Genomic DNA, 20333 nt, shown 5'->3' with positions numbered 1-20333 from the left:
CGTGGTGGACGACGCCATCGTGGTGGTGGAGAACATCGCCCGGCGCATCGAGGAGGGCGACCCGCCGATCCAGGCGGCGATCACCGGCGCCCGCCAGGTCGGTTTCACCGTGCTGTCGATGACGCTCTCGCTGGTCGCGGTGTTCATCCCGCTGCTGCTCATGGGCGGGCTCACCGGGCGGCTGTTCCGCGAGTTCGCGGTGACCCTCTCGGCGGCGATCCTGGTGTCCCTGGTGGTATCCCTGACCCTCACGCCGATGCTCTGCGCGCGTCTGCTGCGTCCGCTGAAACGGTCCGAGGGCGCTTCCCTGGCGCGGCGCAGCGATCGCTTCTTCGCCGCCTTCATGCTGCGCTACCGCGCCAGCCTGGGCTGGGCGCTGGAGCACTCGCGGCTGATGGTGGTGATCATGCTGGCCTGCATCGCCATGAACCTCTGGTTGTTCGTGGTGGTGCCCAAGGGCTTCCTCCCGCAGCAGGACTCCGGGCGCCTGCGCGGCTACGCGGTGGCCGACCAGAGCATCTCGTTCCAGTCCCTGAGCGCGAAGATGGGCGAGTACCGCAAGATCCTCTCTTCCGATCCGGCGGTGGAGAACGTGGTCGGCTTCATCGGCGGCGGCCGCTGGCAGTCGAGCAACACCGGTTCGTTCTTCGTCACCCTCAAGCCGATCGGCGAACGCGACCCGGTGGAGAAGGTCCTCACCCGGCTGCGCGAGCGGATCGCCAAGGTGCCCGGCGCGGCGCTCTATCTCAACGCCGGCCAGGACGTGCGCCTGGGCGGCCGCGACAGCAACGCGCAGTACGAATTCACCCTGCGCAGCGACGACCTGACCCTGCTCCGCGAATGGGCGCCGAAGGTCGAGGCGGCGATGCGCAAGCTGCCGCAACTGGTGGACGTCAACAGCGACTCCCAGGACAAGGGCGTGCAGACCCGCCTGGTGATCGACCGCGACCGCGCGGCGACCCTGGGGATCAACGTGGAAATGGTCGACGCGGTGCTCAACGACTCTTTCGGCCAGCGCCAGGTGTCGACCATCTTCAACCCGCTGAACCAGTACCGGGTGGTGATGGAGGTCGACCAGCAGTACCAGCAGAGCCCGGAGATCCTCCGCCAGGTCCAGGTGATCGGCAACGACGGCCAGCGCGTGCCGCTGTCCGCGTTCAGCCACTACGAACCGAGCCGGGCACCGCTGGAGGTCAACCACCAGGGCCAGTTCGCCGCCACCACGCTGTCCTTCAACCTGGCGCCGGGCGCGCAGATCGGCCCGACCCGCGAGGCCATCATGCAGGCCCTGGAGCCGCTGCACATCCCGGTGGACGTGCAGACCAGCTTCGAGGGCAACGCCGGCGCGGTGCAGGACACGCAGAACCAGATGCCCTGGCTGATCCTCCTGGCGCTGCTGGCGGTGTACATCGTCCTCGGCATCCTCTACGAGAGCTACGTGCACCCGCTGACCATCCTCTCGACCCTGCCTTCGGCCGGGGTCGGCGCGCTGCTCGCGCTGATCCTCTGCCGCAGCGAGCTGAGCCTGATCGCCCTGATCGGCATCATCCTGCTGATCGGCATCGTCAAGAAGAACGCGATCATGATGATCGACTTCGCCCTGGAGGCCGAGCGCAACCACGGCCTGAGCCCGCGCGAGGCGATCCTCGAGGCCTGCATGATGCGCTTCCGGCCGATCATGATGACCACCCTGGCCGCCTTGCTCGGCGCCTTGCCGCTGATCTTCGGCATCGGCGGCGACGCCGCGCTGCGCCGGCCGCTGGGCATCACCATCGTCGGCGGGCTGATCGGCAGCCAGTTGCTGACCCTGTACACCACCCCGGTGGTCTACCTCTATCTCGACCGCCTGCGCCACTGGGTCAACCAGAAACGCGGCGTACGCACGGACGGTGCGCTGGAGACACCCCTATGAAACACACCCCCTCGTTGCTCGCCCTGGCCCTGGTCGCCGCCCTCGGCGGCTGCGCCATCGGCCCCGACTACCAGCGACCGGACCTGGCGGTGCCCGCCGAATTCAAGGAAGCCGAAGGCTGGCGCCGCGCCGAGCCGCGCGACGTGTTCCAGCGCGGCGCCTGGTGGGAGCTGTACGGCGACCAGACCCTGAACGACCTGCAGATGCACCTGGAACGTTCCAACCAGACCCTGGCCCAGTCGGTGGCGCAGTTCCGCCAGGCCGAGGCGCTGGTGCGCGGCGCGCGGGCGGCGTTCTTCCCGTCGATCACCGGCAACGCGGGCAAGACCCGCAGCGGCCAGGGCGGCGGCGATAGCACCGTGCGCCTGCCCGACGGCTCCACTGTGAGCAGCGGCGGTGGTTCCGGTGCGATCAGCAACAGTTACTCGACCAGCCTCGGCGTCAGCTGGGAGGTCGACCTCTGGGGCAAGCTGCGCCGGCAACTGGAGGCCAACCAGGCGAGCCTGCATGCCAGCGCCGCCGACCTCGCCGCGGTGCGCCTCAGCCAGCAGTCGCAACTGGCGCAGAACTACCTGCAACTGCGGGTGATGGACGAACAGATCCGCCTGCTCAACGACACGGTGACGGCCTACGAGCGTTCGCTGAAGGTGGCCGAGAACAAATACCGCGCCGGCATCGTCACCAGGGCCGACGTGGCCCAGGCACGCACCCAGCTGAAAAGCACCCAGGCCCAGGCCATCGACCTGAAGTACCAGCGTGCCCAGCTGGAGCACGCCATCGCCGTGCTGGTCGGCCTGCCGCCGGCGCAATTCAACCTGCCGCCGGTGGCGAGCGTGCCGAAGCTGCCGGACCTGCCGGCAGTGGTGCCGTCGCAATTGCTCGAACGGCGGCCGGACATCGCCTCGGCGGAGCGCAAGGTGATTTCCGCCAACGCCCAGATCGGCGTGGCCAAGGCCGCCTATTTCCCCGACCTCACCCTGAGCGCCGCCGGCGGCTACCGCAGCGGCAGCCTGAGCAACTGGATCAGCACGCCGAACCGCTTCTGGTCGATCGGCCCGCAGTTCGCCATGACCCTGTTCGACGGCGGCCTGATCGGCTCCCAGGTGGACCAGGCCGAGGCGACCTACGACCAGACCGTGGCGACCTACCGGCAGACCGTGCTCGACGGTTTCCGCGAGGTGGAGGACTACCTGGTGCAATTGAGCGTCCTCGACGAGGAGAGCGGGGTGCAGCGCGAAGCCCTGGAGTCGGCCCGCGAGGCGCTGCGCCTGGTCGAGAACCAGTACAAGGCCGGCACCGTCGACTACACCGACGTGGTCACCAACCAGGCCACCGCGCTGAGCAACGAACGCACCGTGCTGACCCTGCTCGGCAGCCGCCTGACCGCCAGCGTCCAGTTGATCGCGGCAATGGGCGGCGGCTGGGACAGCGCCGACATCGAGCGGACCGACGAGCGACTCGGCCGGGTCGAGGAGGGCCTGCCGCCTTCCCCCTGAGTTCTTCTCGCTGCCTGTTCCTGACGAATGCCTTTCCCCGCTATTGCGCTTGCATGACACACCGCCGTCCGCCTCTCGGCTAGAGTGCGGCGGCGGATGTGGAGGTGAATACGTGTCGGGGAAGTTTCCGGAAAAGCCCTCGCGCCGAGGCTACTGGCTCGGCTGGCTGTGCCGCCTGGCCATGCTTGGCGGCGTCGCCGCGATGTTCTGGGCGCTGCTGCAATGCTTCGCCCTGCTGCACGGCGAACCGCCGCTCCAGCGTGCCCCGCTGCGGACGCCCTGGACCCTGCTGGCGCTCGGCCTGGCGCTGTTCCTCGCCGGTTTCTGCGGCGAGTACCGGCTGTGGCGGCGCCGCGCCGGTTGCTGAAACCGGCGTCAGGCAGCGCCCGTCGAAGGGAACAGCAGGCGCAGGTGGGTCTTCTGCTGCGGTACGCTTTCCGCTTCGGCGCGGCCGCCGTGGTAGGCCATGATCGATTGCACGATGGCCAGCCCCAGGCCGGTGCCGGCCTGGGCTCCAGTCTGGCGTCCGGCGCGGCGGTAGAAGCGCTCGAACAGGTGCGGCAGGTATTCCGGCGGGATGCCCGGGCCGTCGTTGCTGACCCTCACCTCGGTGTGCCCCGCGCGTTCCCCGATCCGCACGTCGATACGCCCGCCTTGCGGGGTGTGGCGCACGGCGTTGGACACCAGGTTGGAAATGGCGCGCTGGATCATCAGGTTGTCGCCGTGGGCGAAGCCGCTGCCGGACAGGCACAGCTCGATGCCCTTGTCCTCGGCGACCATCTCGTACAGGTCGATGACCTTGGCCGCCTGCTCGTGCAGGGCGACGCAGCCGAACTGGGCCTGGATCGCCGGGTTGTCCACCTGCACCAGGAACAGCATGTCGGTGACGATCCGCGACAGCCGCTCCAGTTCCTCGGCGTTGGACTCCAGGGCTTCGCGGTATGCCGCGCTGTCGCGATGCTGGCTGAGCAGCACCTGGTTGCGCACCAGCAGGTTGCAGATCGGCGCGCGCAGTTCGTGGGCCAGGTCGTCGGAGAACTGCGAGAGCTGGCGTACGCCATCCTCGAGGCGGCCGAGCATGTGGTTGAAGCTGCGGGCCAGGCTGTCCAGCTCGCGCGGCAGGTTCTGCTCGGGAATGCGGTAGGAGAGATCCTGCGGGCTGACCTGGGCGGCCACCCGGCGGAAGCGGTTCAACGGTTCGAGGCCGGCACGCACCACCCACCAGGCGGCCAGGGCGATCAATGGCAGGAGGAAGGGCAGGGCCAGCAGGGTGGCACGGAGAAAACCGTCGAGCAGGCGCTCGTCGGCGTTGCGCTCGCTGCTCAGCAACACCTGTACCGGGGTGCCGTTCTTCATGCGCATGGAAGCGCCGATGCTCAGCAGGCGCTGGTCGTTGCCGGTGCTCCAGCCCTGGAATACCGGCTGGCGGGCATCCGCCTGCAAGCGGGCGAGAAGCGCGCGGTTGGCCGCGACGCTGGCCGCGGCCTGGTCGCCGAAGCTCATCAGCGGCTGGCCGCTGCGGCTGTCGAGAATGCTCAGGTGCAGGCCGCTGTGCGCCACCAGTTGGTCCTGCAGGGCATGCGCCTGTACGGCCGGGTCGCTGCGCAGGTCGAGATCGTCTTCCAGGCTGTGGCGGATCTGCTCCAGCTTCAATTGCAGGTTTTCCCGCTCGCGGGCTTCCAGCTCGCGGCCGAGGTTCCAGTGCGCCATCGCGCCGAGCGCCAGGGCCAGCAGCGCGCCGAGGGCGCCGACCAGCAGGGCCAGGCGCAGCGACAGTCGGCCTGGTGGCGTCATCGGCGCGCTTCCAGGACGTAGCCGACGCCGCGAATGGTATGGATCAGCTTGAGGTCGAAGCCGTCGTCGATCTTCGCCCGCAGGCGGCAGATGGCGACTTCCACCACGTTGGAGTCGTTGTCGAAGTTCATGTCCCAGATCAGCGAGATGATCTGCGTCCGGGTGATGACGTCGCCGTTGCGCCGCATCAGCAGGTGCAGCAGGGCGAACTCCTTGGTCGTCAGGTTGATCCGCACCCGGCCGCGGAAGGCCCGGTGGCGGCTGGCGTCCAGCTCCAGGTCGGCGACCCGCAGGACGTCCTGCATCGGTGCCTGGTCGTGGCGGCGCAGCAGCGAGCGGACCCGCGCCAGCAGTTCGGGGAACTGGAACGGCTTGACCATGAAGTCGTCGGCGCCGAGATCGAGGCCGCGCACCTTGTCGGTCAGCCTGCCGTGCCCGGTGAGCATCATCACTCGCGCGCTGCTGCGTTCGCGCAGGCGGCGGAGCAGGTCCCAGCCGTCGATGCCGGGTAGGTTGACGTCGAGGATCACCAGTTCGTAAGGGTGTTGCAAGGCCATGTGCAGGCCATCGATGCCATCGTTGGCGCGGTCGACGATGTAGCCGCTTTCGGTCAGGCCCTGGTGCAGGTAGTCGGCAGTCTTGACTTCATCTTCGATAATAAGGATGCGCATGTTCGCCCCTATATAAAGTATGGATTCATTTGCAAGTAAATGTTTAAGTGCATTGCTATAAGGTTACATTGCGGGCGTTGCTTGAATGCAGTCCTGGAAATGTAATTTCATATCGTTGCGCTGCTTCGATGATAATTATCGAATGACCGGGCAGTTCTCTCGGGAGTCCGCCTGAAAACTTCGGAAATGTCCGCGGCGCAAGCGCCGCTGGGCGTGAGGGGCAATGCTTTTTGTAAGCGCATGTTGCTTTTGTCCCTATGTTTCATCCAACTATTGCCAGTCTCTTCGAAGGTTGCCGAAGTGTAACCGCTAATTGTCCGTGGAGAATATTCATTACCGACTTGTAATTCTTCCGTCACCTTGCCGATAAGCCCCGCTACCTAACATCTGCCGCATCCCGGAAGTGCAACTTCGAATATCGCCGGCGAGATATCGCCGATGAACGGTTGCGTGGTTCCGGGCCGGTAATGGATCGCCGTCGCCGACGACGATCAGCAGACGAGGAGCGGAACATGCCGATACTTCGGCCACTGGCCAGCGCGGGGAAACGCGCCTGCTGGCTACTGATGGGACTCTGCCTGGGCCTGCCGGCCCTGGCGAACGAGGCGCCGGTGAGTTTCAACGGCACTTCGATCAGCCTCGAGCAGGCGTTGGAACGGGCCCTGCGGAGCAACCCCGAGCTGGCGGCGGTGGGGCGCGAGACCGAGATCGCCAGCGGCGCGCGGCAGCAGGCCGGGTTGATCCCCAACCCGGATCTGTCCTGGAGCGTCGAGGACACCCGCCAGGGCAGTCGCCAGACCAGCGTGAGCATCGCCCAGCCGCTGGAGCTGGGCGGCAAGCGCGGCGCGCGGGTGGAGGTGGCGAAGCGCGGCAGCGAGATCGCCTGGACCCAACTGGAAGTCCGTCGCGCCGAACTGCGCGCCCAGGTCCGCGGCGCCTACTACGCGGCGCTGACCGCGCAGGAGCGGGTGCGCCTGGCGAAGACCTCCCTGGACCTGGCCAGACGTGCGCTGCAGGCCGCCGACCGGCGGGTCAAGGCCGGCAGCATCTCCTCGGTTGAACGGGTCCGCGCCCAGGTCCTGGCGGACAACGCCCAGCTCGACCTGAGCCAGGCGGAGCTGGAGCAGCAGCGCACCTATGTGCAGCTGTCGAGCACCTGGGACGAGCCGCAGCCAGGCTTCGCCAGGGTCGGCGGCGCGCTCGACGCGGTGCCGGCGAGCATCACCCGCGGCGCCTTGCTGCGCCATCTCGACGAGTCGCCGAGCCTGCGCCTGGCGGCCCAGGAGGTCGCGCGCGGCGAGGCCCAGGTCGACCTGGAGAAGCGCCAGCGTATCCCCAACCTGACGGTCAGCATCGGCAGCAAGTACGACCAGACCGCCCGCGACGGACGTGGCGAACGGGTCAACCTGATCGGCCTGTCGATGCCGCTGCCGCTGTTCGACCGCAACCAGGGCAACATCTACGCCGCCCAGAGCCGCGCCGACCAGGCCCGCGACCTGCAACGCGCGACCCTGCTGCGCCTGCGCAGCGAAGCGGTGCAGGCCTACGACCAGTTGCGCACCTCGGAGCAGGAGCTGGCGCTGGTCCGTCGCGACCTGCTGCCCGGCGCGCAGAGCGCGCTGGACTCGATGACCCGTGGCTTCGAGATGGGCAAGTTCAACTTCCTCGACGTGCTCGACGCCCAGCGCACCCTGGTCGGCGTCCGTGCCCAGTACGTACGCGCGCTGGACGCCGCGGCGCAGGCGCGGGTGAGCATGGAGCGTCTGCTCGGCGAAGACATCGGCCACCTCGGCCAGTGAGATTTCCGGGGCGGGCCGCCGGCGCGCCCCCCGAACGGTTCGGGAGAACAGAATGGGCAAGAAGACGATTATCGCGGTGACCGCACTGGCACTGCTCGGCCTGGGCGGCGGCGCCTACCTGGAGCTGGGCGGCAAGGCGCCGGCCGGCGCCGGCGAAGCGGCCGCCGAGGGCGAGGGCAGCGGACCGCGCGGCGGCATGTTGTTGCGCCAGGGCGACCTGACCCTGGAACTGCTGGTACCGGAGGACGGCAGCCCGCTCAAGGCCTGGGTCGAGCGCGGCGGCAAGGCGCTGGCGCCGCAGGAGCTGGTCCTCGGCGCGGACGTCGAGCGTGCCACCGGCGAGGTCGAGGACCTGCTGTTCAAGGCCATCGGCGATGGCCTGGTGGCCAACGCCGGGATCGCCGAGCCGCACGCCTTCACCGCGCGCCTCAAGCTGATGGCCGGCAAGCAGGGCTACGACTTCGCCTTCACCCGCGAGGAGGGCAAGCTGGAACTGGATGCCGAGCAGATCGAGGCCGCCGGCATCACCCTCGATACGGCGCGGACGATCAGCCTGGCCCAGGTGGTCTCGCTGCCCGGCGAGATCCGCTTCAACGAGGACCGCACCGCGCATATCGTCCCGCGCCTGCCGGGGATCGTCGACAACGTGCCGGCCAACCTTGGCCAGGCGGTGAAGCAGGGCGAGCTGCTGGCGGTGATCAGCAGTCCGCAGTTGTCCGACCAGCGCAGCGAATTCGCCGCTGCCCAGCGCCGCCTGAGCCTGGCGCAGAGCACCTACAAGCGCGAGCAGCAGTTGTGGAAGGAGGGCATTTCCGCCGAGCAGGAATTCCTGCTCGCCCGCCAGGGTTTGCAGGAAGCCGAGATCGCGCTGAACAACGCGCGGGCGAAGATCGCCGCGCTCGGCGGCAATCCCAGCCTGCAGGGCGGCAACCGCTACGAACTGCGCGCGCCGTTCGCCGGGGTGCTGGTGGAAAAGCACCTGACCCAGGGCGAGCCGGTGGACGGCACCGCCAACGTCTTCACCCTGTCCGACCTGTCCTCGGTCTGGGCCACCTTCAACGTGCCCGCGCAACTGCTCGGCCAGGTCCGCGTCGGCAGCAAGGTCAAGGTGCTCGCCCAGGCGCTGGATAGCGAGGTGGAGGGCACCGTGTCCTACATCGGCGACCTGCTCGGCGAGCAGACCCGCGCGGCCACCGCCCGGGTCACCCTGAGCAACCCCGAGAGCACCTGGCGCCCGGGCCTGTTCGTTTCCGTGCAGGTGGCCGAGGCGACCCGCAAGGAAGTCCTGACGGTCGCCGACGGCGCGGTGCAGAACGTCGACGGCGAGGACGTGGTGTTCGTCCGCGTGGCCGATGGCTTCGTGGTCCAGCCGGTCAAGCTGGGCATCAGCGACGGCCAGCGCGTCGAGGTCCTCGAGGGCCTGCGCGCCGGCAGCCAGGTCGCCGCCGGCGGCAGCTTCATCCTCAAATCCGAACTGGGCAAGGGCTCGGCGGAACACGGTCACTGAGTCCCGCTCCAGGAGTCTTCGCATGTTCGAACGCATCATCCAATTCGCCATCGAGCAACGCTGGCTGGTCCTGCTGGCGGTGCTGGGGATGGCCGGGGTCGGCATCGGCAGCTACCAGAAGCTGTCCATCGACGCGGTCCCGGACATCACCAACGTCCAGGTGCAGATCAATACCGCCGCCCCCGGCTACTCGCCGCTGGAAGTGGAGCAGCGGGTCACCTACCCGGTGGAGACCGTCATGGCCGGCCTGCCGGGCCTGCAGGAAACCCGTTCGCTGTCGCGGCCGGGGATTTCCCAGGTGACGGTGATCTTCGAGGAGGGCACCGATATCTACTTCGCCCGCCAGCAGGTCAACGAACGCCTGAGCACGGCGCGCGAGCAACTGCCGGAAGACATCTCGCCGACTCTCGGGCCGATCTCCACCGGTCTCGGCGAGATCTACCTGTGGACGGTGGAGGCCGAGGAGGGCGCGACCAAGGAGGACGGCAGCGCCTACACGTCCACCGACCTGCGCACCATCCAGGACTGGATCATCCGTCCGCAGTTGCGCAACGTGAAGGGCGTGGCCGAGATCAACACCATCGGCGGCTACGCCAAGCAATTCCTCATCGCCCCGGATCCGAAGAAGCTCGCGGCCTACAAGCTGACCCTCGGCGACCTGCAGAACGCCGTGCTGCGCAACAACGAGAACGTCGGCGCCGGCTACATCGAGCGGCGCGGCGAGCAGTTGCTGATCCGCGCGCCGGGCCAGGTCAAGGACATGGACGATATCCGCGGGATCATCGTTTCCAACGTCGACGGCGTGCCGATCCGCATCCGTGACGTCGCCGAGGTCGGCCTGGGCAAGGAGCTGCGCACCGGCGCCGCCACCGAGAACGGCCGCGAAGTGGTGCTCGGCACGGTGTTCATGCTGATCGGCGAGAACAGCCGGGAAGTGGCCCAGGCGGTCGGCCAGCGCCTGGAGGAGATCAACCGGACCCTGCCCAAGGGGGTCAAGGCGATCACCGTCTACGACCGCACCACCCTGGTGGACAAGGCCGTGGCCACGGTGAAGAAGAACCTGGTGGAAGGCGCGGCGCTGGTGATCGCGGTGCTCTTCCTGTTCCTCGGCAACATCCGCGCGGCGCTGATCACCGCCACCATCATCCCGCTGTCGATGCTGTTCACCTTCACCGGGATGGTCGGCAACAGGGTCAGCGCCAACCTGATGAGCCTCGGCGCGCTGGACTTCGGCATCATCGTCGACGGCGCCGTGGTGATCGTCGAGAACGCCATCCGCCGCCTGGCCCACGCCCAGGCCCACCACGGCCGTCAGCTGACCCGCGCGGAGCGTTTCCACGAGGTCTTCGCCGCGTCCAGGGAGGCGCGCCGGGCGCTGGTCTTCGGCCAGATCATCATCATGGTGGTGTACCTGCCGATCTTCGCCCTCACCGGGGTCGAGGGGAAGATGTTCCACCCGATGGCGTTCACCGTGGTCACCGCGCTGCTCGGCGCGATGATCCTCTCGGTGACCTTCGTCCCGGCGGCGATCGCGCTGTTCATCACCGGCAAGGTCAAGGAGGAGGAGAACTTCGTCATGCGCCGCGCGCGTCTGGCCTACGAACCGGCGCTGCGCTGGGTGCTCGGGCACCGCGCGCTGGTGGTCGGCGGCGCCCTCGGCGCGATCCTGCTCACCGGGCTGGTGGCCTCGCGGATGGGCAGCGAGTTCATTCCCAGCCTCAGCGAGGGCGACTTCGCCATGCAGGGCCTGCGGGTGCCGGGTACCAGCCTGACCCAGTCGGTCGAGATGCAGCAGACCCTGGAGAAGAAGCTGATGGGCAAGTTCCCGGAGATCGAGCGGGTCTTCGCCCGCACCGGGACCGCCGAGATCGCCTCCGACCTGATGCCGCCGAACGCCTCCGACAGCTACGTGATGCTCAAGCCGCAGAGCCAGTGGCCGGACCCGAAGAAGTCGCGGGAGGCGCTGCTGGAAGAATTGCAGGCCGCGGCCCTTGAGGTGCCGGGCAGCGTCTACGAGTTCTCCCAGCCGATCCAGTTGCGCTTCAACGAGCTGATCTCCGGGGTGCGCAGCGACGTCGCGGTGAAGGTCTTCGGCGACGACATGCAGGTGCTCAACGACACTGCGGAGAAGATTTCCAAGGTGCTGCAAGGCATCGACGGCGCCTCCGAGGTGAAGGTCGAGCAGACCACAGGCCTGCCGGTGCTGACGGTGGACATCGACCGCGACAAGGCGGCACGCTTCGGCCTCAATGTCGGCGACATCCAGGACACCGTGGCCACCGCCCTCGGCGGACGCAATGCCGGTACCCTGTTCGAGGGCGACCGCCGCTTCGACATCGTCATCCGCCTGCCGGAAACCCTGCGCGCCGACCTGCCGGCACTGTCCAACCTGCTGATCCCGCTGCCGCCGAACAACCTGGCGCGGATCGACTTCATCCCGCTGTCGGACGTGGCGCGCCTCGACCTCTCGCCGGGACCGAACCAGATCAGCCGGGAGAACGGCAAGCGGCGCATCGTGGTCAGCGCCAACGTGCGCGGCCGCGACATCGGTTCGTTCGTGCTGGAAGCGCAACAGAAGCTGCAGGACGGGGTGAAGATCCCGGCCGGCTACTGGACCACCTGGGGCGGCCAGTTCGAGCAGTTGCAGTCCGCCGCCAAGCGCTTGCAGGTGGTGGTGCCGGTGGCGCTGCTGCTGGTGTTCACCTTGCTCTTCGCCATGTTCAACAACGTCAAGGACGGCCTGCTGGTGTTCACCGGCATCCCCTTCGCCCTCACCGGCGGGGTGCTGGCCCTGTGGCTGCGCGGGATACCGTTGTCGATCTCGGCGGCGGTGGGTTTCATCGCCCTGTCCGGGGTGGCGGTGCTCAACGGCCTGGTGATGATCTCCTTCATCCGCAACCTGTTGCAGGAGGGACGCAGCCTCGACCAGGCGGTGTGGGAGGGCGCCATCACCCGCCTGCGACCGGTGCTGATGACCGCCCTGGTGGCGTCCCTCGGCTTCGTGCCGATGGCCCTGGCCACCGGCACCGGCGCCGAGGTGCAGCGGCCGCTGGCGACGGTGGTGATCGGCGGCATCCTGTCCTCGACCATGCTGACCCTGCTGGTGCTGCCGGTGCTCTATCGCTGGACCCACGGGCGCGACGCCGGACCGCGCGAGGAGGCGCCGGCGGCCGGCTGAAGCGGGCGCGCAAGCGGGCCGGCAGGGGAAACCCTGGCGGCCCTTTTCGTTGGCCGTTGGACGGATTCCGTTCGATTACCGCACGCGATTGCCGGCCCGGATTGTCGCCGGCGGAGGGCTTGCGTAGTGTGGGTGGCGCGTTCCGCGCCCGGCGCTTGGCGCCGCGCGGCGATAACAACAACGATAGCAGCCTGAGTGTCCTGCCCATGAATGCCTCCTTGCTCAGCGAACGCAGCCGGGTGTTCGAACGTGCCGACCCCTATGCGGTGTCCGGCTACGTCAACCGGCACGTCGGTACGCACTGCATACGCCTGCCGGCCGCCGACAGGCCGCAAGCCAGCCTCGACCACCGCACCTTCGCCAGCCTCGACCTGTGCCGGATCAGCTACGGCGCGGCGGTACGGGTCACCTCGCCGGCGCTGGAGAGCATCTTCCACCTGCAGATCCTCCTGCGCGGCCACTGCCTGTGGCGCGGCGGCGGGCAGGAACACGCCCTGGTGCCGGGCGAGCTGTTGCTGATCAACCCGGACGATCCGGTCGACCTGACCTATTCGGCGGACTGCGAGAAATTCATCGTCAAGCTGCCCTGCGCGCTGCTCGAAGCGATCTGCGCCGAGCAGCGCTGGAGCCATCCGGCGCGCGGCGTGCGCTTCCTCGAACATCGCTATCGCCTGGACCAGCTGGAAGGCTTCGTCGGCCTGCTCGCCCTGGTCTGCCGCGAGGCCGAGTCCGGCGAGCGGCTGGCGCGGGTCGACAGCCACTTCGAGCAGATCCTCGGCAGCAAGCTGCTGACCCTGCTGAAGACCAACGTCAGCCGCGAGGACCCCGGCGATGCGCAGGTCGTCTTCGCCCGCCTCGATGCCTACATCCGCCGTCATCTGCAGAGCGAGATAGAGGTCGCGGCGCTGGCCGAGCAGGCGCACATGAGCACTCGCTCGCTGTACGCGCTGTTCGAGCGCCAGCTTGGCGAGAGCCCTCGGCAATACATTCGCCGGCTGCGCCTGGAGCGCATCCGCGCCTGCCTGGAAGATCCCGGCTGCCGGGTACGCAACCTCACCGAACTGGCCCTGGACTTCGGCTTCGCCCACCTCGGCCGCTTCGCCGAGCAATATCGCCGGCAGTTCGGCGAGCTGCCTTCGGAAACCCTGCGCCGGCGCGCCTAGCGCCGACCGCCACGGCGTGCAGGAATCGGCCAGCGATCCGCAGGCAACGGATATCCCCAGCAGCACGCGCTACCTAACCTGACCGGGCCTGAACAATAACAACGGAGGCCCCGGCCATGTCCCTGGGTAGCGATTACTTGCGTTCCCTGCTCGAGGAAGACCCCGAGCGCGGCGTCTACCGCTGCAAGCGGGAGATGTTCACCGACCCACGCCTGTTCGAACTGGAGATGAAGCACATCTTCGAGGGCAATTGGGTCTATCTCGCCCACGAAAGCCAGGTTGCCGGAATCAACGACTACCTGACCACCCAGATCGGCCGCCAGTCGATCGTCATCGCGCGCAACCGCGACGGCCAGCTCAACGCCTTCATCAACGCCTGCAGCCACCGTGGCGCGATGCTCTGCCGGCACAAGAGCGGCAATCGCAGCAGCTATACCTGTCCGTTCCACGGCTGGACCTTCAACAACTCCGGCAAGCTGCTCAAGGTCAAGGACCCGGCCGAGGCCGGCTACCCGCAGGGCTTCAACTGCGAGGGCTCGCACGACCTGACCCGGGTGGCGCGCTTCGAGTCCTACCGTGGCTTCCTGTTCGGCAGCCTCAACCCCGATGTCAGGCCGCTGGCCGAGCACCTGGGCGAGTCGGCGAAGATCATCGACATGATCGTCGACCAGTCGCCGGAAGGCCTCGAGGTGCTGCGCGGCTCTTCCAGCTATGTCTACGAAGGCAACTGGAAGCTCACCGCCGAGAACGGCGCCGACGGCTACCACGTCAGCTCGGTGCACTGGAACTACGCGGCGACCCAGAGCCAGCGCCAGCAGCGCGACGCCGCGGACCAGTTGCGGACCATGAGCGCCGCGGGCTGGGCCCGGCAGGGCGGCGGCTTCTACTCGTTCGAGCATGGCCACATGCTGCTCTGGAGTCGCTGGGCCAACCCCGAGGATCGGCCGGCCTTCGAGCGCCGCGCCGAGCTTGCCCGCGACTTCGGCGAGGCCCGCGCCGACTGGATGATCGAGAACTCGCGCAACCTCTGCCTGTACCCCAACGTGTACCTGATGGACCAGTTCAGCTCGCAGATCCGCATCGCCCGGCCGCTGTCGGTGGACCGTACGGAAATCACCATCTACTGCATCGCGCCGAAAGGCGAGAGTGCCGAGGCGCGCGCCCGGCGCATCCGCCAGTACGAGGACTTCTTCAACGTCAGCGGCATGGCCACCCCGGACGACCTGGAGGAGTTCCGTTCCTGCCAGCAGGGCTACCAGGGCAGCGTGGTCGGCTGGAACGACCTGTCGCGCGGCGCCGAACACTGGATAGAGGGCGCCGACGCGGCGGCCGCGGCCATCGACCTGCGGCCGCGCCTGAGCGGCGTGCGCACCGAGGACGAAGGACTGTTCGTATTGCAGCATCGCTACTGGCAGGAGGCGCTGCTCGCCGCCCTGGAACGCGAACGGACGCAGCGCGTGGCGCTGCGGGAGGTGGCGTCATGAGCCTGGGCTACGACGCCCTGCGCGATTTCCTCTACCGCGAGGCGCGCTATCTCGACGACAAGGATTGGGACGCCTGGCTGGCGTTGTACGCTGCGGACGCCAGTTTCTGGATGCCGTCCTGGGACGACCGCGACCAGCTCACCGAGGACCCGCAGCGGGAAATCTCGCTGATCTGGTACGGCAACCGCGGCGGCCTGGAGGACCGGGTATTCCGCATCCGCACCGAGCGCTCCAGCGCGACCCTGCCGGACACCCGCACCTCGCACAACCTGAGCAACATCGAACTGCTCGGCGAGGACGACGGCATCTGCCGTGCGCGCTGCAACTGGCACACCCTGAGCTATCGCTACAAGACCGTGGACAGCTACTTCGGCACCACCTTCTACGACCTCGACGTACGCGGCGAGAGTCCGCTGATCAAGGCCAAGAAAGTGATCCTGAAGAACGACTACGTTCGCCAGCTGATCGACGTCTACCACGTCTGACGCCCGCGCCGGCGGGCTGTCGAGGAACATGCCATGAACCATCGGATCGCACTCAACTTCGAAGACGGGGTGACCCGCTTCATCCATGCCGCGCCCGGCGAGACCGTGGCCGACGCGGCCTACCGCCAGGGCATCAACATCCCCCTGGACTGCCGCGACGGCGCATGCGGCACCTGCAAGTGCCTGGCCGAGGCCGGGCGCTATGCGCTGGGCCAGGACTACATCGACGATGCCCTCAGCGCCGAGGAAGCCGCCCGCGGCTACGTGCTGACCTGCCAGATGCGCGCCGAAAGCGACTGCGTGTTGCGCGTGCCGGCTTCCTCGACCCTGTGCAGGACCGGCCAGGCGCGCTACGAGGCGCGCATCAGCGAAGTCCGGCAACTGTCGCCGAGCACCATCTGCCTGTCGCTGCGCGGCGAGGCGCTGGCCAGCCTGGCGTTCCTGCCCGGGCAGTACGTCAACCTCCAGGTGCCCGGCAGCGAGCAGCGCCGCGCCTACTCCTTCAGCTCGCTGGCGAAGGACGGCGAGGTCAGCTTCCTGATCCGCAACGTCCCCGGGGGGCTGATGAGCGGCTTCCTCAGTGGCACGGCCAGGGCCGGCGACAGCCTGGCGATGGACGGCCCGCTGGGCAGTTTCTACCTGCGCGAGATTCACCGGCCACTGCTGATGCTGGCCGGCGGCACCGGCCTGGCGCCGTTCACCGCGATGCTCGAACGGATCGCCGAACAGGGCAGCGCGCACCCGCTGCACCTGGTCTACGGGGTGACCCACGACGTCGACCTGGTCGGGCTCGAGCGCCTGGAGGCGTTCGCCGAACGGATTCCCGGCTTCACCTGGAGCGCCTGCGTGGCCAGCGCCGACAGCGACTATCCGCGCAAGGGCTACGTGACCGAGCACATCGCCGCGCAGCACCTGCACGATGGCGACGTCGACATCTACCTGTGCGGGCCGCCGCCGATGGTCGAGGCGGTCGAGCGCTACCTGCGCGAGCAGGGCGTGCGCCCGGCGAATTTCTACTACGAAAAGTTCGCCGCCAGCGCGGCCTGAACCCGAGCGAGCCAAGGAGATTCCCATGAACGACAGATTCCGCGACAAGGTCGCCCTGGTCAGCGGCGCCGCCCAGGGTATCGGCCTGGGCGTGGTCCGGCGCCTGCTGGAGGAAGGCGCGCGGGTGGTGGCGGTGGACCGCTCCGAGCTGGTCCACGAACTGGCCGGTGACGCTTGCCTGTGCCTGACCGCCGACCTGGAGCGCTATGCCGAATGCCAGCGGGCACTGGAGCGGACCCTGGAGCGTTTCGGCCGGCTGGACATCCTGGTCAACAACGTCGGCGGCACCCTCTGGGCGAAGCCCTACCAGCACTACGCCGAGGACGAGATCGAGGCCGAGCTGCGGCGTTCGCTGCTGCCCACCTTGTGGTGTTGCCGCGCGGCGCTGCCGGCGATGCTGGGGCAGGGCAGCGGGGCGATCGTCAACGTCTCGTCGGTCGCCACCCGCGGGGTCAACCGGGTGCCCTATGGCGCCGCCAAGGGCGGGGTGAACGCGCTGACCGCCTGCCTGGCGTTCGAGACCGCCGACCAGGGCATCCGCGTCAACGCGGTGGCGCCGGGCGGCACCGACGCGCCGCCGCGAAGGATTCCGCGCAACGCCGCGGCGCAGAGCGAGGAGGAGCGGCGCTGGTATCGGCAGATCGTCGAGCAGACCCTCGACAGCAGCCTGATGAAGCGCTACGGCAGCATCGACGAGCAGGTCGCGGCGATCCTTTTCCTCGCCTCCGACGAGGCGTCCTACATCACCGGCGTGACCCTGCCGGTAGCTGGCGGCGACCTCGGCTGAGCGCATCAGTCGCCGCTTTCGGTGAACTTCTCCAGGTACAGCCGCAGATGCTCCAGGGAGCGCTCGCGCAGCCACTGGCGGACCGCCTCGACCATCGGCGGCGGCCCGCACAGGTAGAGGTCGAAAGCTTCGTCGCGCAAGCGGGCGGCGTCGAAATGCTCGTGCAGGTAGCCGCGCCGGCCGTCCCAGTCGGCGTCCGCCTCGCTGAGCACCGGGACGAAGCGGAAGCCGGGAAGCCGCTCGGCGTAGCCGGCGATCCGCTGCAATTCGCAGAGATCGGCGGCGCGGCGTACCCCGTAGTAGAGATGCACCGGCTGCTCGCAACCGCGCTCGGCCAGTTCGTCGAGCATGCCGAGGAACGCCGACAGGCCGGTGCCGCCGGCCACCAGGAGCAGCGGGCGCTCCACCTGGCGCAGGTAGAAGGTGCCCAGCGGCGCCTCGAAGCGGATCTCGTCGCCGACCCGGCAACCTTGGCGCAGGTAGTCGCTCATGGCGCCGCCCGGGAGCAGGCGGATGAGGAACTGCAGGTGGTTCTGCGGATTCGGCCGGTTGGCGAAGGAGTAGGCGCGCCGGCAGTCGCTGCCGGGTACCTGCAGGCGCGCGTACTGGCCGGGCAGGAAGTCCAACTGGCGGCCCGCGGCGCCGGCGTCGAGGCGGAGCAGCGCGGTGTCCTCGGAGAGCAGGCGCAGTTCGCGCACCACGCCGCTGTGCGCCTGGGCCGCGGCGGCATGGCAGAGGGTCGAGGCGAAGTCGAAGTAGAAGGCCGCATCGGAGCGCACCCGGGTCTGGCAGGCGAGCACCTTGCGCTGCTCCAGGTCGGCGGCGGAGAGGGTGTCCTCGTCGGCGTAGTCCAGGCTGTAGCTGCCCGCCTCGCAGCGGCCCATGCAGGTGCCGCAGACCCCTTCGCGGCAGTCCAGCGGCAGGTTGATGCCATGGCGCAGGGCAGCGTCGAGGAGCAGGTCGTCGTGGCCGACGGGCAGGAACAGGGTCTTGCCGTCGGCGAAACTGAGGGCGACTTTGTGATTCATCGTGACGGGGTCCGCCGTTCAGAGGTGGTAGAAGTCGAGGACCGAGTCGATCCGGTCGTTGAGCAGGACGATGTGCTTGCGCGCGATCAGCCAGGCCTCGCCATGGGGTTTCAGGCGGTAGGTGGCATGGCCGAAGAAGCTGCCGGTCTGGTCCAGGCGCTGGAACAGGGTCTGCCAGTTGACCCGCACTCGCAGCAGGCCTTCGCCTTCCTCGGCGATGCGCACGTTGCCGATCTGGTGCAGGGTGCGCGGCATCGGCACGGTGGACGCGGCCTTGCCGGTGCGGATACGGAACACCCGGTCTTCCAGGCCGGCACGGCTGGGGTAGTAGATCAGCGACATCTCGCGCTTCGGATCGCGGGTGTAGCGGTGCTCGGACTCCCACTGGGGCAGGTGGAACTCGCACTGTTCGTCGAACTGCGCGAGGTAGCCGTCCCAGTCCTGGGCATCGCAGAGTTCGGCGTGGCGGTAGAGGAACTGTTCGACGCGGTACTGCAGTCCGGCGTTCATGGGGTCACCTCCTTCGCGCGCAGGGCCAGGCGCTCCAGGCCGTCGAGGAGGAAGCGCCGCCAATGCGCGTGCTGGTTGACGTAGAGGCCTTCGTGGGTGATCTCGGTGCCGGTCAGCAGCGGCGCGATACCCAGCGCCTGGCTGTTCGGCGTCGCGCCTTCGAGCCACTTGCCGTGGCCGCGGGAGATGTCGCTCCAGCGCTCCAGGCGGGCCTGGAAGCCACGCTGGGCTTCGCGGAACTCCACCAGGTCGTCGGGCGTGCCCATCCCGGAGACGTTGAAGAAGTCCTCGAACTGGCGGATCCGGTTCTCCCGGTCGGCGTCCGACTCGCCCTTGACGCCGATGCACTGGCTGACGATCTCGGTACGGTTCCAGGCCAGCGGGCGGACGATGCGCAACTGCGAGCTGATCTGGTCGATGACGAACAGGCTGGGGTAGAGATTGAGGTTGCGCAGGCGATGCATCATCCATTCGGCGCGAGCCTGGCCGTATTCCGCCACCAGCCGCGGCATCACGCTGGCGTAGCCGGGGCGTACGGCGGGGTTGGGCATCTCGCTGAAGAGCACGCTGTGGCCGTTGGCGAAGGAGAACCAGCCGTCGTCGGTGGCCGCGTCGCCGGCGCCGAGCTTGCTGTAGTCGAGGGTGGCGGCCGCGCCGCCGCGCTCGGCCTCGACCTGCTGGCGGTGCTGCACGGTGGTTACGTAGTTGTAGTGCACGGTACTGACGTGATAGCCGTCCAGGCCGTTCTCGTTCTGCAGTTTCCAGTTGCCTTCGTAGGTGTAGGTGGAGGTGCCGGGCAACACTTCCAGCTCGCCGCTGGGAGACTGCGCCACCAGCATGTCGAGGAACACCCGGGCGTCGCCGAGGAAGTCCACCAGGTCGTCCTCGCCGGCGACGTCCAGGCTGACGAAGACGAAGCCCCTGTAGCTCTGGATGCGCGCTTTCTTCAGGCCGCGGGTGGCCTTGTCGAAGCCTTCCGGGTATTCGCCCGGCGCCTTGACCTTCACCAGCCGGCCATCGTTCTTGTAGCACCAGGCATGGAACGGACAGGTGAAGGTCGACTGGTTGCCCTTGCCGACCCGCACCAGGGTCGCGCCGCGATGCTGGCAGGCATTGACCAGCGCGTGCAACTGGCCGTTGCCGTCGCGGGTGACGATCAGCGGCTGGCGTCCGGCGCGCAGGGTGACGAAGTCGTGGGGCCTGGCCAGTTCGCTTTCGTGGCAGGCGTAGATCCAGTTCTTCTCGAAGATCAGCTCCATCTCCAGGTCGAACAGCTCCGGTTCGGTGAACATGTCCCGGGCGATGCGGAAGATGCCTTCCTCGGGACGGAAGTCGAGGCAGCCGCCGACATAGTCGCGCCACTGTTCGAGGCTTCTGCGGGTAGCGTTCATGCGTTCTCACCCTTGTACGTTGTCGTTATGGGGGACCCATTCAACGGCCGCGAGCGGGGCCGGGCTATCCGCTTAGTCGAC

General features: G+C 68.1%; 15 protein-coding genes and 1 pseudogene. 11 read left to right on the top strand and 5 right to left on the bottom strand.

What is annotated here, in order from left to right; genetic code table 11:
• The 3 genes and pseudogenes from muxC to HMPREF2886_RS20010 all read left to right on the top strand — a co-directional run.
• Positions 1 to 1912 (top strand): annotated as a pseudogene (gene muxC / locus HMPREF2886_RS20020) (multidrug efflux RND transporter permease subunit MuxC); the annotation flags it as partial.
• Positions 1909 to 3408, top strand: coding sequence for a multidrug efflux RND transporter outer membrane subunit OpmB (opmB, locus tag HMPREF2886_RS20015; protein WP_070748169.1), 1500 nt, complete (start codon positions 1909 to 1911; stop codon positions 3406 to 3408). The pseudogene muxC and the gene opmB, both read left to right, overlap by 4 nt.
• Before the next feature lie 112 nt (positions 3409 to 3520).
• Entirely contained in the window at positions 3521 to 3775 is a 255-nt protein-coding gene (locus tag HMPREF2886_RS20010; protein ID WP_033978194.1) for a hypothetical protein, read from the top strand.
• A gap of 8 nt (positions 3776 to 3783) precedes the next feature.
• On the opposite strand, the gene HMPREF2886_RS20005 is transcribed toward HMPREF2886_RS20010, so the two are convergent.
• Together HMPREF2886_RS20005 and HMPREF2886_RS20000 are read right to left on the bottom strand one after the other, a co-directional pair.
• Positions 3784 to 5202: a sensor histidine kinase gene (locus tag HMPREF2886_RS20005; protein ID WP_058017747.1), complete on the bottom strand. Its 1419-nt coding sequence runs from the start codon at positions 5200 to 5202 to the stop codon at positions 3784 to 3786.
• Positions 5199 to 5873: a heavy metal response regulator transcription factor gene (locus HMPREF2886_RS20000; RefSeq protein WP_003089900.1), complete on the bottom strand. Its 675-nt coding sequence runs from the start codon at positions 5871 to 5873 to the stop codon at positions 5199 to 5201. Before HMPREF2886_RS20000 ends, HMPREF2886_RS20005 begins: the two co-directional genes overlap by 4 nt.
• Before the next feature lie 512 nt (positions 5874 to 6385).
• On the opposite strand from HMPREF2886_RS20000, the gene HMPREF2886_RS19995 reads away from it, so the two are divergent.
• From HMPREF2886_RS19995 to HMPREF2886_RS19960, 8 genes are all read left to right on the top strand, one after another.
• A complete protein-coding gene (locus tag HMPREF2886_RS19995) occupies positions 6386 to 7672 on the top strand; it encodes a TolC family protein (RefSeq protein WP_058017748.1) in 1287 nt (428 codons plus the stop codon).
• Between the two features lie 52 nt (positions 7673 to 7724).
• Entirely contained in the window at positions 7725 to 9179 is a 1455-nt protein-coding gene (locus HMPREF2886_RS19990) for an efflux RND transporter periplasmic adaptor subunit (RefSeq protein WP_070748167.1), read from the top strand.
• Between the two features lie 22 nt (positions 9180 to 9201).
• Positions 9202 to 12357, top strand: a complete 3156-nt coding sequence (locus HMPREF2886_RS19985) for an efflux RND transporter permease subunit (RefSeq protein WP_070748165.1) — start codon at positions 9202 to 9204, stop codon at positions 12355 to 12357.
• A gap of 206 nt (positions 12358 to 12563) precedes the next feature.
• Positions 12564 to 13520, top strand: coding sequence for an AraC family transcriptional regulator (locus tag HMPREF2886_RS19980; protein ID WP_033978370.1), 957 nt, complete (start codon positions 12564 to 12566; stop codon positions 13518 to 13520).
• Positions 13521 to 13636: 116 nt separating this feature from the next.
• Complete coding sequence (benA, locus tag HMPREF2886_RS19975; RefSeq protein ID WP_003139108.1) at positions 13637 to 15004, top strand: benzoate 1,2-dioxygenase large subunit; 1368 nt, start codon at positions 13637 to 13639, stop codon at positions 15002 to 15004.
• Complete coding sequence (gene benB, locus HMPREF2886_RS19970; protein WP_003120077.1) at positions 15001 to 15489, top strand: benzoate 1,2-dioxygenase small subunit; 489 nt, start codon at positions 15001 to 15003, stop codon at positions 15487 to 15489. The genes benA and benB overlap by 4 nt, the downstream gene beginning before the upstream one ends.
• 33 nt (positions 15490 to 15522) lie before the next feature.
• Positions 15523 to 16536, top strand: coding sequence for a benzoate 1,2-dioxygenase electron transfer component BenC (gene benC / locus HMPREF2886_RS19965; protein WP_070748163.1), 1014 nt, complete (start codon positions 15523 to 15525; stop codon positions 16534 to 16536).
• A gap of 25 nt (positions 16537 to 16561) precedes the next feature.
• Complete coding sequence (locus HMPREF2886_RS19960) at positions 16562 to 17323, top strand: 1,6-dihydroxycyclohexa-2,4-diene-1-carboxylate dehydrogenase (protein WP_033978207.1); 762 nt, start codon at positions 16562 to 16564, stop codon at positions 17321 to 17323.
• 5 nt (positions 17324 to 17328) lie between these two features.
• On the opposite strand, the gene antC is transcribed toward HMPREF2886_RS19960, so the two are convergent.
• Genes antC through antA form a run of 3 tightly spaced genes read right to left on the bottom strand, consistent with a single transcriptional unit; the run spans position 17329 to position 20252 of the window.
• On the bottom strand, positions 17329 to 18351 hold the full coding sequence (antC, locus tag HMPREF2886_RS19955; protein WP_033978208.1) for an anthranilate 1,2-dioxygenase electron transfer component AntC: 1023 nt from the start codon (positions 18349 to 18351) through the stop codon (positions 17329 to 17331).
• Positions 18352 to 18369: 18 nt separating this feature from the next.
• Positions 18370 to 18861 carry an anthranilate 1,2-dioxygenase small subunit gene (gene antB / locus HMPREF2886_RS19950; RefSeq protein ID WP_003131295.1) on the bottom strand — a complete coding sequence of 164 codons (492 nt, stop codon included), beginning with the start codon at positions 18859 to 18861 and terminating at the stop codon, positions 18370 to 18372.
• A complete protein-coding gene (antA, locus tag HMPREF2886_RS19945; RefSeq protein WP_043548128.1) occupies positions 18858 to 20252 on the bottom strand; it encodes an anthranilate 1,2-dioxygenase large subunit in 1395 nt (464 codons plus the stop codon). Before antA ends, antB begins: the two co-directional genes overlap by 4 nt.
• Between the last annotated feature and the right edge of the window lie 81 nt (positions 20253 to 20333).

Source organism: Pseudomonas sp. HMSC066A08, from assembly GCF_001813025.1.
Lineage (GTDB): Bacteria > Pseudomonadota > Gammaproteobacteria > Pseudomonadales > Pseudomonadaceae > Pseudomonas > Pseudomonas aeruginosa.
This window is presented reverse-complemented; position numbering and strand designations above follow the sequence as displayed.

Bases quoted from the DNA above. Each gene is read 5' to 3' on its own strand.
- benA (WP_003139108.1), top strand. From the start codon at position 13,637: ATGTCCCTGGGTAGCGATTACTTGCGTTCCCTGCTCGAGGAAGACCCC.
- benC (WP_070748163.1), top strand. From the start codon at position 15,523: ATGAACCATCGGATCGCACTCAACTTCGAAGACGGGGTGACCCGCTTC.
- antC (WP_033978208.1), bottom strand. From the start codon at position 18,351: ATGAATCACAAAGTCGCCCTCAGTTTCGCCGACGGCAAGACCCTGTTC.
- benB (WP_003120077.1), top strand. From the start codon at position 15,001: ATGAGCCTGGGCTACGACGCCCTGCGCGATTTCCTCTACCGCGAGGCG.
- HMPREF2886_RS19960 (WP_033978207.1), top strand. From the start codon at position 16,562: ATGAACGACAGATTCCGCGACAAGGTCGCCCTGGTCAGCGGCGCCGCC.
- antA (WP_043548128.1), bottom strand. From the start codon at position 20,252: ATGAACGCTACCCGCAGAAGCCTCGAACAGTGGCGCGACTATGTCGGC.
- antB (WP_003131295.1), bottom strand. From the start codon at position 18,861: ATGAACGCCGGACTGCAGTACCGCGTCGAACAGTTCCTCTACCGCCAC.
- opmB (WP_070748169.1), top strand. From the start codon at position 1,909: ATGAAACACACCCCCTCGTTGCTCGCCCTGGCCCTGGTCGCCGCCCTC.
- HMPREF2886_RS19990 (WP_070748167.1), top strand. From the start codon at position 7,725: ATGGGCAAGAAGACGATTATCGCGGTGACCGCACTGGCACTGCTCGGC.
- HMPREF2886_RS20005 (WP_058017747.1), bottom strand. From the start codon at position 5,202: ATGACGCCACCAGGCCGACTGTCGCTGCGCCTGGCCCTGCTGGTCGGC.
- HMPREF2886_RS19980 (WP_033978370.1), top strand. From the start codon at position 12,564: ATGAATGCCTCCTTGCTCAGCGAACGCAGCCGGGTGTTCGAACGTGCC.
- HMPREF2886_RS19985 (WP_070748165.1), top strand. From the start codon at position 9,202: ATGTTCGAACGCATCATCCAATTCGCCATCGAGCAACGCTGGCTGGTC.
- HMPREF2886_RS19995 (WP_058017748.1), top strand. From the start codon at position 6,386: ATGCCGATACTTCGGCCACTGGCCAGCGCGGGGAAACGCGCCTGCTGG.
- HMPREF2886_RS20000 (WP_003089900.1), bottom strand. From the start codon at position 5,873: ATGCGCATCCTTATTATCGAAGATGAAGTCAAGACTGCCGACTACCTG.